The organism is Fusibacter sp. QWL-12 (assembly GCF_058683495.1).
In genome coordinates this window covers 142586-157420 of sequence record NZ_CM178745.1, presented here as the reverse complement: position 1 = coordinate 157420, position 14835 = coordinate 142586, and the positions used below count along the sequence as shown (strand labels likewise).

Here is a 14835-nt window from a genome sequence, read left to right as displayed (position 1 = left end):
TTCATAAGGTAGAAAATCGATTTATAGTTTATTGTGAGGGCTCAATTATTGGAATTACAATGGATGGAACATTAGAATGGGAGTTTACAGGGCGAGATATTTTTGTCAGTATAAATGGTTCAAATCCATTTGAAATTAAAGATAATTGGATAGATTTAGTGGATTTTGAAAATAATAAATACAGAGTGAGTTTTGATGGAACTCTCATCGAATAATTAATGAACTTCATATAACACACAGTCCTCGCAACTTACGCTGCGAGGGACTGCAACAACGTTAGGCGAAATTAGGAGTGGTTAGGTAAGGAAGAGATGTGATCGATTAGGCTAAAGTTTGATTGTTCGCATTTACATATTTGGGATTTTTGCGATACTTAAATCCCTTTATAGAATCATTAGAATTAAAGACTCAAAAATGTGATGTTTACAGCTTCATGTTAGAATTCACGAAAAACTAAGTAAGGCTATCTAGGTTTGATAAGTGAAGGTGGGATTAGCTAAAAGGTTATGAAGTGGGCTGGCTACAGTTTTTCGCTCACTTAATGGTTAAAAACTTCGCCTAACAAACTTTTCTCGAAATTGCTTTTGTCACGGAAATTGCGAGAGAAGTTTTTAGGTTATGAAGGAAAATATTACAGTGTGTAGAATAGTTATATTGAGGCAAGTTCCGCGCCAAGTTTCCTCTGAGGAGGAAACACAGTAACTTCGAGAACAGCAAACCGTTATCTGATATCCGAAATTAGACTTACGAATTAAAAGAGACATTGTATTAAGACAAACATCGTTAAGTCAGTTAGCTAATTGAAGTAAATTAAAGAAATAAGTGATGGTGCATATCGAAGGATTTTATTCAACTTATAAGAGGCGAAGTATCAACATGTTAGATCGGAAAAGACAAACTCGCTGACGCTCGAGAAAAGATAAGCTCGCTGACGCTCGTGAAGGGACAAGCTCGCTGACGCTCGTGAAGGGACAAGCTCGCTGACGCTCGTGAAGGGACAAGCTCGCTGACGCTCGGAAGAGACAAACTCGCTAACGCTCGAAAGAGACAACTCGCTTTCGCTCGGAAGAGACAAACTCGCTGACGCTCGAAAAAGCGACAAAGCATTTGTTAGGTTATGTTGTAAGAAAAGTAGAATGTTCCGCTTTGATAGTTGAAGAAAAAATTGTTATCGATCAAAACGGACATCAGATAACACACAGTCCTCGCAACTTACGCTGCGAGGGACTGCAAGAACGTTATAGGAAAGTCAATTAAGGAGGAAAAATGAAAGTAACGATAATTGGAAATGGATTTGACTTAAGACATGGACTAAAAACAACGTATAAAGACTTTTTTAATTATTATACTTTAAATTGTAATGTAAATAATCTGATATACACATATTTAAGTAATAAAAATAATGGTTTCAATTGGGTAGACTTAGAAAATGATTTGCTTATAATGCTTGAGGACTTATCTGACCTTAAAAATAATATTTCAATAAGAGAGAAATCAAATAGTTATGTAATTGATAAAAGAGAGTTTAACAAGACAATGAGTAAAATAAATTTATATAATGCAGTTCAATACATGAATTACTCCTTTTTTAGTATAGATAACTATAACTCTTCTTTAGAAATAAAAAATCCAATGTGGTACGAATTATTAATAGAAAATGTTGATAGAGATTATAGAGAAGTGAAATTAAAATTATTCGAGTATTTACTAAATGTTCAATATGAAATGGATTCAAAGTTTAAGTTACTCGAAAGTAATGAAATTGATATTATTAAAAGTTCTGAAAGAATTTTTTCTTTTAACTATACTAATACTCCTGAAAAGTATGTTGGAAGCAAGTTGAATTATGTCCACGGTTCATTAAATGATGAGATTATTTTGGGAATTCCTTTTTCAAGAAAAATGGATATTAAGAAATTACACAGTATTTTCAAAATTTCACAAAGCATAAAGATGAAAAAGAACTCCATAATATATAAAGATCAGAGAGAAAAACTTGAATTATTTTTTATTGGTTTTTCTTTTGGGGAATCGGATCATTATTTTTTTCAAGAGGTAAAAGATTGGATAACAAAGTATACGTTAAACGATTATACAAAAATGCCACCAATATATTTTAATTTTTATTATCACAATGAAGATGCGATTTCTGATTATCTATATAATCTCAGAGTATTCTTAGGTGAAGAAATGTTGACACGATTCGATATTTCAAAAAGGATTAATTTTATAGCGTACGAGGATATTTGACCTTCCTATAACACATAGTCCTCGCAACTAAGGCTGCGAGGACTATAAGAACGTTATATGAAAGACCAAAATGAATACAAAAAACAAGGAGATGAAAATGCTTATAGATTTGCATGTACACTCAAGTGAAGGATCGAATTGTAGTGATTTATCGATTCATGATACTATAAATATTTTGAAGAATAGAGGTATTGACGGAATGGTCATTACAGATCATGAATCTTATAAGGGATTTGAAGCATACCTTAATAGAAAATGTGAAATTGATAATTTTTTGGTCTTAAGGGGAGTTGAAATAATGACAAAATTTGGTGATATGCTCGTCATACTACCAATAGAAAAAAACATCTTGGACATTGAGGACGTAATAATGCAGTGTATTCATCCAATCGATTTGATTGATATTGTTCACGATCGTGGTGGTATTATTGGTATTCCTCACATGTACCGTGAGCAATTCTATTGTATAGGTACGAGTATTAAAGAACCGATTCTTTTAAAAGATATAATTACCAAAGTAGATTTTATTGAAGTATGTAATGGAAGAGCTACTAAAGAACAAAATGAAAAAGCTAAAATAGTAGCTGAAACATATAATAAAACTCAAGTTAAAGGTAGCGATAGTCATAATAAAAGTGAAGTTGGATTGTGTGTTACTAATTTTAAATATGAAATAGAATCTGAAATCGATTTGATATATGCAATAAAAAACAATTTAGTAGAATAAAGGTCCTTCATATAACACACAGTCCTCGTAACTTACGCTACGAGGACTGCAAGAACGTTATACGATATTGATAGTTAGGGTAAGGGAAAGATGGTGTCTTTCTAAGTGATTGAAGTCAATGCGATTGACTAGGGTTGTGTTACATAGAGTATTTGTATTACGATTCGAAGTTAATTCCGAAATTGTAGTTTAGGAGTTAAGGGGGAAATGCCCGAGAAACGTATGGGTCGAAATCCGTTTAATTAGTGTCGCAACCTTTATACTTAAGTTGCCTGACTTTAGTGCATGAAAAACCTGTCTTATTTCAGTCGCCGACATGGCTCGCTTCTGAAAAAGCGAGGATAGAGGTCGAAGTCTTATAAATAGTGATTAAGCTTGAAAGTCTAGCTACCTGCGTTTCTCGGTCAGGAAATCCAACATCGTATAACACCAAATTCCAGTCATCATCCCGCATTGTTACGGGGTTATTTTATAGTGGCGCAATGTTAAAATTAAAAGTGGAGAAGTCTAAATACAGGACGACTGGAATTTTAAACGTTATCTGAAACCCCAAAATATCTTTAATATGTGAAATTAAACTTACAAATATGTATTAATAGAACTTGTTTGATTTCGTATAAATCAGAAGGGAACAACTAGATGAAAAAGGAAGATAGTAACTTATTTTTTTATCCAGAAACATGGAAAAAATATAGAGAAAAGGGAAAAAATAAGTTTGTATTAATGCCAACTTTTTTTACGGTTCCCTTAGTAACGATATACTTTTTCTTTATTGAAAAAAATACAAAAGGAAATTTAGCAAGTTCTCTAACACTGTCAGCTATTGCAGCATTTATAATTTTTTGTATAAGAATTTCAACGTGGCTCTGGAAAGAATACAAGTATAATCGATATGAGAACAATGCAGAAAAATATACAAAAAAGGATGTTTTAATTTTTATACTTAACTTAATTAGGATTATTGTCATATTAGTATTTTATATATTCATATTATTGTATACGCTCGGTTTTTTCTCTGTTGATTGGAAATCTTTTGTAAATTTCTAGAAATTAGATTTGACTGAATAAATAAATGATTATAAATGAAAAATGGGGCTTCAGATAACACACAGTCCTCGCAACTAAGGCTGCGAGGACTGCAAGAACGTTAGACGAAAGAATAAAAAGTATAAATCATCGAAGAAATACATAAACTGAGAAGGGAGTGATTTCTATGAAAAAAATAATTTCTAGTGTAGCAATAATCTTAGTAATTATAATTGCATTTGTATTTCAAAAGATCAGTTACGATAAAAAAATTATATCTATTAACGATACACTCTTACAATATGAAAATGAAATATCTGATTTGGCTATACTGCAAGAGAAATTAAGTGAAGAAGTTCAATCATTGAATAGAGATAAAAAAATATTATTAGACGAGAATGAACAGCAAGTTAAGCACGAAGAAGAATTGAAAATTAATTTTAGCAACTTGAAGTACGATTTAATGACAAATGATCTAACCTACTATTGGAACTATATATGGGAAGATATCTATATAAGTAGAGATAACATTTCTGAAACACAGATAGATGATATCAATTTTCTATTTCAACCAATGTACAATTATCAGGATTCTTTTATTGTAAATCCTCTATGTGGCTATTTTGCATCATATTATAATGATATTAAGGATATTGATTTAGGTGAGTTTCTAAGATATTCCCCTATTGGTACTGTTCCAAAAGAACTTCCAGAAATCAAATTATTATCCAAGCATCCCAATTGGCCGTTTGATGGGGAGGATAACTTGAATAAATTACCTGTTCCCATTCATAGATTTGAACGAAATAAAGTTCAAAGTTTATTTAGTACATATGCAGGAATAAATCTCGATGAGCTATCAAATAGTGATTTTCATCTATTAATTTACCTTGAAAGTACAGATGCTTACTATAATTACACAAGCGATTTTGGACCAGCGAGCTTTAAATGTAAAACGGTTGAAGTTAAAGATAATACTATTAAACTGTTTGGAGCTAATAAAAATGATCCAGTATTGACAATCGTAAAAATAAATAACAGTTATTTCATAAAATCGCACAATATAATGTAATGTTGATTAAAAGAAAATAGGATTCAAAAATTCCTTCGTCTAACACACAGTCCTCGCAACTTACGCTGCGAGGGACTGCAAGAACGTTAGACGTAATTAGAAAAACAAGTGAGGAAAAACGATGATAGAACGAATGATTGAAATCTTTGAGAAATCAAACAGTAATTTTTTAACAAATGATATTGAGTTACTAGTTACCAGAGTTTCTGAAAGAACACTTTGTGGAGCACTTAGTCAACATATAGCAAGAGTAATATATAACTCGGAATTTTCATCATATTATGTTGATGTAGAATATAACAGAAATAGAAATGGAACTGTTAAAACTCTTTTAAAAACAATCAAAGGATTAAAGGAAGAGGTAATTAGAATAAATTGCGATTTAATTGTACACAGTAGAGGTAGAAACATTCAACAAGACAACCTAATAGCAATAGAAATGAAAAAATCAAATCGGCCTCAAGCTGAAAAAGATTCAGACAGATATAGATTAATGGCTCTCACAAAAGATAGTTATGATGATGTATGGTCATTTGATGGAACAACTTTACCTGAACATGTATGTAGGTACTGTCTAGGTGTCTATTATGAGATAAATTTGTCTGAAGAAGTTATTGAAGTTGAATACTATCAAAGTGGACATATTATTGATGAAAAGAAGATAGATATTAAGAAATATAAAACTAACTACGTCTAACACACAGTCCTCACAACTTACGCTGCGAGGACTGCAAGAACGTTAGATGAAACCTAAAAAAAGATGTTTAGGATTGGGAATTTTGATTTTGTTAAAAGCGTGATGAGCATTTTGATCTTGTTAAAGCAAAAGCATTCAATGAAAAGATAATTGAGCTAACGTTCAAAAGAGCCAAAAAATTATTTAAGCATCATCTAACACGTTGTCCTTGCCATTAAAGCGACTTAAACTTTAAGAACGAAAACCAATATAAAAGTATAAACTACTTAATGCAAAAGGAGTTAACAAATGAAAAAAGACTGGGTTTCAATATTATTATCCTCAATACTAAGTTTTGGTGCTGGCATGTTGCTTTTGTTTGTTGGACTTTATTCATTGTTGTTTATAAGTGGATATAGTGTGGATGTTGGTGAAGAAATGCCTGCATTATTTATACCACTTGGAATAATCATCATTTTGACTTATATTGCACTCCTAATATTTCCATTACTCAATTTGTATAAAAAAATGACAAGCAGAAAAATACAATTCTTAATTATTTGTGCTATATGCTTTTGCTTTGGGATAATTAAATCAGTTCTTATATTTGAAAGATGGAATTAATCATAAATCCGTTAATAATATGAGGTGGGTTGGCTGATTATCTTGTAGGCTGCGAGTATAAAAATAAAAAATATGATTAGCATTGAGAGTTGCGATTTTGTGAAAATTGCGATGAACGTTTTGATTATCTTTGAGTTTAGCAATATATTAAAAGATACTTAGCTTATGCTCAAAATAACAAAAGATAATTTAGGTATCTTGAAATAAGGTTCAAGATGAAATAGGCTTCATCTAACACACAGTCCTCGCAACTAAGGCTGCGAGGACTGCAAGAACGTTATGTGAAATTACACGTGAGGAAGTAAAATGCATGGAGAAATTTGAAATAAAATACTATTTGCATAAGCCATATATACAGGAAATGAGCCAAATGTCAAAACAAGAATTAGAGCATGAGTATGGGAATATATATGGACAATTCACTTTTAACATTGGGAACTATGAATATATTGTATTTATTGAAGAAGGTGTAATTCCCGATGAAATTTTAACAACAGAATTGATAAACGTGCATTTGGAACAACTTGTGAAAGTTGTAAAGACTCTTGAAATCGCGTCTACTGAATATATATATAATATTGAAAATGATTTTACTTGGATAAAATTTGATCGTAAAGAAGATACGGTATCCATTAGTGAATTATATAGAAAACATGATTGGATAAAAGGCGGAAATTCCTTTAATCTTGATGAAGTTTCAAGTGAATACTTTACAAATGCGGAATTAAAAATGGGGCCATATAAAGTGTCATTCAAGCAATTTAAAAATGAAGTCAATTCAACCGTATTCGAGTTTGTAAAAGAAATGGATTCAATAAATATATCTTTGCAAGAGACTAAGGCACTTCACAAGATTATGACATATTATAATCAGTTAGTTAACAAAGACATGTGTAACATCACCTAACACACAGTCCTCGCAACTAAGGCTGCGAGGACTGCAAGAACGTTATGTGAAATGAGTTAGAAGAGCAAACAATTAAAAACAGTAAAATAAATCAAATTGTGATGGAGGTGTATTTAATGAACCATGACTTGTTCATAAAAAAATATTCAAAGTACCTTAAGTTAGGTAGAGGTGGTGCATTTATAGGAGCTGGATTGTCAAGTGGTGCGGGTTATGTTAATTGGAAAGAATTGTTAAGAGATGTGGCAAATGAATTAGATCTTGATATAGATAAAGAAGATGATTTAATAAGCTTAGCCCAATACTATGTAACATACAAGCAAAGTAAAAAAAATATAATTGAAGCTATTATTGAAAACATTAGTTCAAATAAAACACCTACAAATACGCATAATATTCTAGCAAGTTTACCAATAGATACATATTGGACAACTAATTACGATAATCTAATTGAAAGTGCCCTTCTAAATCACAAAAAAAGAACTGATGTAAAAAGAAGAGATAAAGATTTGATGTATCCCGTTAAAGGATCAGATGTGGTCGTTTATAAAATGCATGGTGATGTAACAGAAAGTAGCGATGCGGTTATTACGAAAGATGATTACGAACTATATCAGGATACTCATGGAAGTATGATAAATGCCTTAAGAGGTGACTTGACAACAAAGTCATTTCTTTTTATGGGCTATAGTTTCAGTGATCCTGATTTGATTGCCTTATTGGCTAGAATTAGAAGTATAGTTGGTGAGGAAAAACAGGAACATTTTGCTATAATGCGAGTTATAAAGAGAGAAGAATATCAATCACAAAGTGAGTTTGAGTATGCACAGAAAAAAAGAAAGCTCCAAATTAATGATTTTAAAAGATATGGTATAGAGATTATTGAAATTAATGAGTATTCTGATTTAGATATTTTATTATCACAAATTGCTATACAAGTTAATAAAGAAAATATATTTATTTCTTCGGCCATTGCAGATTCGCAAAAAGAAGTTTTAGATGAATCGTTAATAAGGGGGATTGTTAAACGAGTTTTGGGATTATCAGAGGGGTCAAAAATAATATGTGGATATGGTTTGAATGTTGGCTCTTTGATAATTGATGAGACAATGGAATATATTAAAGTTAATGAAGAGTTTAAGTTTGAGGAAAAATTGAAATTGTATCCGTTTCCAATTGGTCTATCAGAAAAATATTCTTTGTATCGACAGCTCATGCTTAGTGATGTGGGAGTTTGTATACTATTATATGGGACTAAAGATAATGAGGATAAAGTAGTACTTTCGCAAGGTATGAAAGAAGAGTTTGAGTTAGCTCGTTCTAATGGAGCATTGATTATTCCAATTGGGATTACTGGAGGAAGAAGTTTAGAAGTTGCTAATCAATTAATTGCAAATAATTATCATTCAGAGGACTTGGAATATCTGAAAAATGAAACTCAATATGATTTGATAGTTGAAAGAATAATGAGTATGATTCATGAACATATTAAAACCGTTGAGGAGGTTAATTAGATGGCTAGAAGAGTTTTTATTTCGTTTAGATTCAGTGACGGGAAAGAGTATAAGGAAGAGTTATGTGAGTTGTTTGATGAAAGTGAGGATGTAATTGATTTCTCAGAAGATGAAGACCGATCACATATGACAGATGATTCAATAAGAAATTATCTTTATAAAAAACTTAAAAGGACAAGCGTAACTATTGTAATATTGACGCCTAATGCAATTGAGTATTATAAAGATTTCTCGACAAACAAATATGATGACTGGATGTATGATGAACTACGTTATTCATTAGAGGATAGAGAAAACAACCAAACAAGTGGTATTGTTGCAGTTTATACAGAAAATGCAAAGAGCTTATTATTTTCTACAAGTAGCCATAAGTGCAATGAATGTAATGAAACTTCAGAAGTTAATCTGCTACATTATTTTAACAATCTTGTAAGAAAAAACATGATCAATATTAAAGTAGATTACAAAAAAAATAGATGCCAAGGCATATATGATAGCTTAGAAGATTCTTATATTTCATTAGTAAGTATGGATGATTTTAAAAACGATATTGGAAAATATATTGACAATGCTATATCTAAAAGAGATAGAAGAAATCAGTTTACATTAACAAAACGAATGTAGTCGAATTAATGTATTTTGAAGCAATTGAGTATTAGCATTTAAGAGGGGTTGTAAATAATAATTGACGTTTAATATTGATCGTTTCATAAATTATTAAAAGAAGAGCTATAGTTAAAGAGAATATAATTATCACTTCACATAACACACAGTCCTCGCAACTAAGGCTGCGAGGACTGTAAGAACGTTATACGAAACAAGGAGGGACTATGAAATATATAGGCATTGCCGCATTAATTTTAATTGGAGTAATTATATTCATTAAAAGTCCATTAAGAGTTAAAAATGATAAATTAAATTCCGAATCAAGTATCAATGAAAATGCCATTGATTATATCGAGGAAAGCATTAAAGAATTCAATAATTTTGAGAAAATAACTTACCTGACAGAAGAATCAATGAATGCTATTCCAGATGAAAAAATTGAGTATGCACTTATGAATTACATTTGGGAACAGAAACTAACAGATTATGATAAGGAAAAAGAAATAATTAGTTCGTTACCGGATGGATTGATAATGCTTTATTCAACATGGATATTTGAAGCAGAAGTTAACAATGGTGGATTCAATCAATATTTTTATAATTCATCAAATCAATTTGTTGAAGAAGCTTATGTAGGATTATTAGAAATTGGAGCAGTAAAACATGCAGACTTGATCAAACAAGCAGTTGATATTTTTAATGATGAAATAGATATGCAATTAAAAATGAGGGAAATAGGAACAATTGAAGCATTTAGTGAGTCTTATGAACTTACAAAATTGAATGAAGTTGACAGTATGTTTTATTCAATTGATGAGAATTTAAGTGAGTTGAGAATAAAATATATTCGTGAAAACACAAAAAAATTTATAAAGAAATAATTGCTTCGTATAACACACAGTCCTCGCAACTTACGCTGCGAGGACTGCAAGAACGTTAGGCGAAAGCACAATAAATGAAGCATATCTACATATAAAGAAAATGTACAAATATAAAAAATAACATAAGAAGAGGAAACTATATGAAAATTGCTGATACATATAAAGATATTTTGAAATGTAATTGTTCTGGAAACTATGAAATTGATGATAAAAGTTTTATATGCAATTCGTGTAGTCACGAAATTGAGTTTAAAAATTCATATATTGGTTTATTCGCGAATGACGAAGAAAGACCTTTTTGGTCAATGCATATGCAGACAATGTTTAGAGAACATGGAATCGTTTTAGAAATGAATAGTAAATATAACGCTTTTGACAAGTATTATTCAAAGAGAGAAGTGGCGTTAAATTTTTTCGATCGAATATTAGACAATGGGAAAATTATTATTGACCTTGCAAGCGGGCCATCGGGATATTTCGGAACAGTGATTAAGAAATTAAGAGATGATCAGTTATTTATTATAACTGATGGAAGCCCTGATATTCTAAAAGCTCACATGGAAGCAAACAAAGAGAAAAACAATATTGGTTATATTGATTTAGATTTAGACAAGCCTTTACCATTTAAGAGTGGTAGTATTGATAATTTTATGGGAAATTATCTTGGAAATGTGATGGAATATCAGCAATTAGTTTCAGAAGTTTATAGATCTCTAAAAAACGGAGGTAGATTTTCTGTTATAGAAATCTTCTATGAAAAAGGAAGTGAAACTGCTTTAGAACTAGGACTAGAAAATAGATTATATGCTGATTTCGATAAATATATCCAGTATTTTGAAAGTGTTGGTTTCAAACTTGAATGCAAAGGAACGATTGAGCATATAGTTGGCAAATTAGATCCTTCAGATTCATTACCAAGAAATGACACTGATAAGAGCGAAATTATTGCATTTAGCTTTTACAAGTAGGATTATAAATAAAATAAAGTGCCTTCGCCTAACACACAGTCCTCGCAACTAAGGCTGCGAGGACTGCAAGAACGTTATACGAAACACGAGGGGAGTGAATCGATATGAGAACTGTTCTAATGGACTTACAGGGAACACTGGGAGGTGATCCTATAGGAGACATAACAGACTTTGAGTTCTATCCAAATGTATTAAAAGGTCTAAAACTTCTTCAGGATGAAAACTATCGACTTGTTATAGTAACAAATCAAAGTAAAATATCTAAAAATATAATCACTATAAGTAATTACGAAGCAAAAAAATCTGAATTACTTATAGAAGCAAAAGAGAATGGGATTGATAACTTAGAATTTTATTGTTGCCCTCATTCAAAATCAGATGGCTGTACATGTAGGAAACCAAATATTGGTTTATTTGATGAAGCGAATAAGATTAAGAAAATTGATATTGAGAAAAGTTATATGATTGGTGATATGGGAATGTTTGATATGGTATTCGCACATAATATTGGACTAAAAAAAATATTAGTTTTGACTGGTGTTGGTGAAGGGAGTTTAAAAGAATTTCGACACACATGGCAAGATATAGAGACTGATTATATTGCTGAGGATTTCTTTGAAGCAGCAATATGGATTAAAGATAATTCAAGTGAAATTGGTTAAGTGCTTCGTATAACACACAGTCCTCGCAACTTACGCTGCGAGGGACTGCAAGAACGTTATACGAAAGCTAACAAGTAATTATTTCATAAACAGGGAGGCTACATGGCTAATAATTTAGATATAGAAGAAGCTCTATTAATGTCAAAAAAACTATGGGAAAAGCATAAAGACATATGGTGGTCGATGCAGCCAGAACATGGTAAAACATATATTTTGTATATGATTGAAGAGATTGGCGAAGTAATATCAATAATAAAGAAAAAAGGTGAATCAGAAATCATGGAAAACACAGAAATTCGTACAAGGTTTATTGAAGAAATGTGTGATATTATGATGTACTATTCAGATGTTCTTAATAGGTTTGATGTTAGTTCCGAAGAGTATTCTGAGGTATATCGGAAAAAGTTCGATAAAAATATGAAAAGAGATTTTAAGAAAGATCATGAAGAAAGTTAAAATGTTTAGCCTTCGTATAACACACAGTCCTCGCAACAAAGGCTGCGAAGACTTCAAGAACGTTATGTGAAATTATTTCAAAAAAACTGCAGTAAAAAATGTGAAATAGCATTTAAATTTGAGTGACAAGGAATACATTATGACAATAGTTTTAATAATTACAATTATCCTGTTTCTGATTATTATGGATAGATATCTAAATAAGATTCAGTTAAAAAAAGATTCACAATATGAAATCAAATTAGAACAATTAAAAAACAAACTAATAATTAGGAGAATTGTATATATAATTGTGTATATCGTGCTGTTTATTTATGCAAGTTGGTCTACTGATATGAATTTTAAATTTTCAACAGTTCCAGATTATGAATCAATAAATCTATACAAAAATGATGGACGGATTATATTTTCACAAGATGCTGAGGAAATATTTGTAAAAAAAGCTGAAGGTGATACCAATGGTCTAACATGGGGTGGCGTTTTTATAATAATAGGATGCTTCGGATTGTACGCCAAAGCATCATTTATTACCGCAAGATTACCAATAAATTCTCTAGGAAATATCCAATATTTTATCAATATTATTCTAATATTGTTCGGTCTTTATATGATGATTAGGGCACCATTGTATGAGCATATGGATTGGAAGTACAATGTAGAGTACAATTACAATGATTTTTTAGAAGAGTACCATTTAGAAGAGCCAAGATAAAAATAATAAATATAACTTCACATAACACACAGTCCTCGCAACTTACGCTGCGAGGACTGCAAGAACGTTAGGCGAAACTCGGACAAAACAGTATAAACCATAATGACAATTAATTCTATTGGTAATAATATAATGAAGCATATCAAGACCAATGCAATTGGAGGGAGATTAAAATGATAAGTAAAAAGACAAAGATTTTATTATGCTTAGGTTTATTTATAATTGTGTTGATTTTTGCTGGAAAAATGATACTTGAGAGAAGTCAGGGAAACAGGACTGAATACATAACCTATAAAGAATATCAGTCGTATAGTAAATTAGGAATTGTTTATGATGGAAATGAATCAGAGATATTTGATTTTCTTAAAAAAAATCTGATGATAGATGAGTTAGAACTGTTGGTTGATAGAGAAAACATCGTTACATATAAGAGTATTTTAGGCTATAATTTTGAATTTATAAAATCACATCTAATTGATTGTAAAGAAATAACTGAAATTCTTGGTATAAAAGAAACAAAAGAAGGTGAATTTGTAAATTTTACTATTGATTATACCAATAATCGTAACAAGAGAATAATTTTAGAATACACTTATACTGGTATTGTTCATAAAACATTTGAAGAGAATAATCATATAGTTTCAATAGGTAGTGATTTAAAAAAAATAATTTACAGTAAATAACTTTAAGTATCTAGTTTGTTAACAATATTACGAGCATCGCCTAACACAAAGTCCTCGCAACTATGGCTGCAAGGACGTTAGATGACATAACCCATTTCAGAATAGGATCAATTTGATGAAGGTGATAGATGAAAAGTAAAATTATTAATCAGAAGCAATTTAAAATTTTATTTGTCGGTGTATTAATCTGGATAACTTTATTTGTTACAGATTTCGTCAGAGTTAAAACTGATCACAGACCAATATTTTGTATTCCAGTTGCAATCTACAAGGATGGTGGAAGCATTGATTATGTTGGTGTTCTATATAAAGTGAAGAAAGAAGTATATGACTATGAATTAGCAATCTCGGGAGAAGATGAAGGATTTATCTATAGTATTTCATCATGGTTTGTAAAAGAATATTAAATGGAGATTTATTATGAAAAAAAGAATAATATTAGGCATATGCGTATTATTTACATTTTTGCTTATAGTGTTTAACTATGAAAAAAAAGAAGATATAAATTATCCGAATGATTTCAATTTTACATATAAGTATGGCGTCAATGGAAAAGAAAGTATAGATACATATAATGAAATTTTGAAGTATGATTCTGTGGAAGGTATCCTCGAGCTTGAGTTTAAGCTGAGTACAGAAGAAAAAAATCGAATATTTTTAAAAATGAGCCAATTAAACTTTATGCAAATACATTCCGGTTTTCCGAGATTATTAAAGGTGGACATAAATCCTATAAGTGTATCTGAATTAATTGCAGAGTACCAAAATGAAAAAAATGAGGTGCGATGGAGCACTTTGAATTTCAACTTTTCTAATTTTGAGGATCCAACTGAAGGAAATGTGGAACTAAAAACAATAAAAGAAATTGGTGATTTTATTGAACAAATCATAAATGAAAGACTAAAAAATATGGACTTACCAGATAAGCGCTTATATTTATAATCAAATTACTTCATCTAACACACAGTTAACGAAATTTACGCTACGAAGCTGCAAGAGCGTTATACGAAAGCCAATGTTAGTTACTAATTGCTCGAGTTAGAATAATGTAAATCTATGAAGCAGTTAATT

At 30.7% G+C, this 14835-nt stretch carries 18 protein-coding genes; all 18 read left to right on the top strand.

Annotated features, from left to right (window positions below; all coding sequences use genetic code 11):
- The first annotated feature begins 59 nt into the window (after positions 1-59).
- The 18 genes from AC4PID_RS00995 to AC4PID_RS00910 all read left to right on the top strand — a co-directional run bounded on the left by AC4PID_RS00995 (position 60) and on the right by AC4PID_RS00910 (position 14706).
- Positions 60-215, top strand: coding sequence for a hypothetical protein (locus AC4PID_RS00995; protein WP_492133724.1), 156 nt, complete (start codon positions 60-62; stop codon positions 213-215).
- A 1051-nt stretch (positions 216-1266) separates the two neighbouring features.
- Positions 1267-2250 (top strand): AbiH family protein, encoded by a 984-nt coding sequence (locus AC4PID_RS00990; RefSeq protein ID WP_492133723.1) that lies wholly within the window; start codon positions 1267-1269, stop codon positions 2248-2250.
- A 97-nt stretch (positions 2251-2347) separates the two neighbouring features.
- Positions 2348-2977 carry a PHP-associated domain-containing protein gene (locus tag AC4PID_RS00985; RefSeq protein ID WP_492133722.1) on the top strand — a complete coding sequence of 210 codons (630 nt, stop codon included), beginning with the start codon at positions 2348-2350 and terminating at the stop codon, positions 2975-2977.
- A gap of 639 nt (positions 2978-3616) precedes the next feature.
- Positions 3617-4024: a hypothetical protein gene (locus AC4PID_RS00980; RefSeq protein WP_492133721.1), complete on the top strand. Its 408-nt coding sequence runs from the start codon at positions 3617-3619 to the stop codon at positions 4022-4024.
- A 166-nt stretch (positions 4025-4190) separates the two neighbouring features.
- Positions 4191-5075, top strand: coding sequence for a hypothetical protein (locus AC4PID_RS00975; RefSeq protein WP_492133720.1), 885 nt, complete (start codon positions 4191-4193; stop codon positions 5073-5075).
- 121 nt (positions 5076-5196) lie between these two features.
- The gene (locus tag AC4PID_RS00970; RefSeq protein WP_492133719.1) at positions 5197-5772 is read left to right on the top strand and encodes a hypothetical protein; all 576 of its coding nucleotides are present in this window, start codon (positions 5197-5199) and stop codon (positions 5770-5772) included.
- A gap of 288 nt (positions 5773-6060) precedes the next feature.
- Positions 6061-6375 (top strand): hypothetical protein, encoded by a 315-nt coding sequence (locus AC4PID_RS00965; RefSeq protein WP_492133718.1) that lies wholly within the window; start codon positions 6061-6063, stop codon positions 6373-6375.
- A gap of 310 nt (positions 6376-6685) precedes the next feature.
- Positions 6686-7282, top strand: coding sequence for a hypothetical protein (locus AC4PID_RS00960; protein WP_492133717.1), 597 nt, complete (start codon positions 6686-6688; stop codon positions 7280-7282).
- Positions 7283-7398: 116 nt separating this feature from the next.
- Positions 7399-8796 carry an SIR2 family protein gene (locus AC4PID_RS00955; RefSeq protein WP_492133716.1) on the top strand — a complete coding sequence of 466 codons (1398 nt, stop codon included), beginning with the start codon at positions 7399-7401 and terminating at the stop codon, positions 8794-8796.
- Positions 8797-9420 (top strand): TIR domain-containing protein, encoded by a 624-nt coding sequence (locus AC4PID_RS00950; RefSeq protein WP_492133715.1) that lies wholly within the window; start codon positions 8797-8799, stop codon positions 9418-9420.
- A gap of 206 nt (positions 9421-9626) precedes the next feature.
- A complete protein-coding gene (locus AC4PID_RS00945; RefSeq protein ID WP_492133714.1) occupies positions 9627-10283 on the top strand; it encodes a DMP19 family protein in 657 nt (218 codons plus the stop codon).
- Positions 10284-10423: 140 nt separating this feature from the next.
- Positions 10424-11251, top strand: a complete 828-nt coding sequence (locus AC4PID_RS00940) for a class I SAM-dependent methyltransferase (protein ID WP_492133713.1) — start codon at positions 10424-10426, stop codon at positions 11249-11251.
- Between the two features lie 104 nt (positions 11252-11355).
- Positions 11356-11913: a D-glycero-alpha-D-manno-heptose-1,7-bisphosphate 7-phosphatase gene (locus AC4PID_RS00935; RefSeq protein WP_492133712.1), complete on the top strand. Its 558-nt coding sequence runs from the start codon at positions 11356-11358 to the stop codon at positions 11911-11913.
- A 102-nt stretch (positions 11914-12015) separates the two neighbouring features.
- Positions 12016-12369 carry a nucleotide pyrophosphohydrolase gene (locus tag AC4PID_RS00930; RefSeq protein WP_492133711.1) on the top strand — a complete coding sequence of 118 codons (354 nt, stop codon included), beginning with the start codon at positions 12016-12018 and terminating at the stop codon, positions 12367-12369.
- Between the two features lie 184 nt (positions 12370-12553).
- Positions 12554-13081 (top strand): hypothetical protein, encoded by a 528-nt coding sequence (locus tag AC4PID_RS00925; RefSeq protein WP_492133710.1) that lies wholly within the window; start codon positions 12554-12556, stop codon positions 13079-13081.
- 173 nt (positions 13082-13254) lie between these two features.
- Complete coding sequence (locus AC4PID_RS00920; protein WP_492133709.1) at positions 13255-13764, top strand: hypothetical protein; 510 nt, start codon at positions 13255-13257, stop codon at positions 13762-13764.
- Positions 13765-13892: 128 nt separating this feature from the next.
- Complete coding sequence (locus AC4PID_RS00915; RefSeq protein ID WP_492133708.1) at positions 13893-14171, top strand: hypothetical protein; 279 nt, start codon at positions 13893-13895, stop codon at positions 14169-14171.
- Positions 14172-14184: 13 nt separating this feature from the next.
- Entirely contained in the window at positions 14185-14706 is a 522-nt protein-coding gene (locus tag AC4PID_RS00910) for a hypothetical protein (protein WP_492133707.1), read from the top strand.
- The last annotated feature ends 129 nt before the right edge of the window (positions 14707-14835 follow it).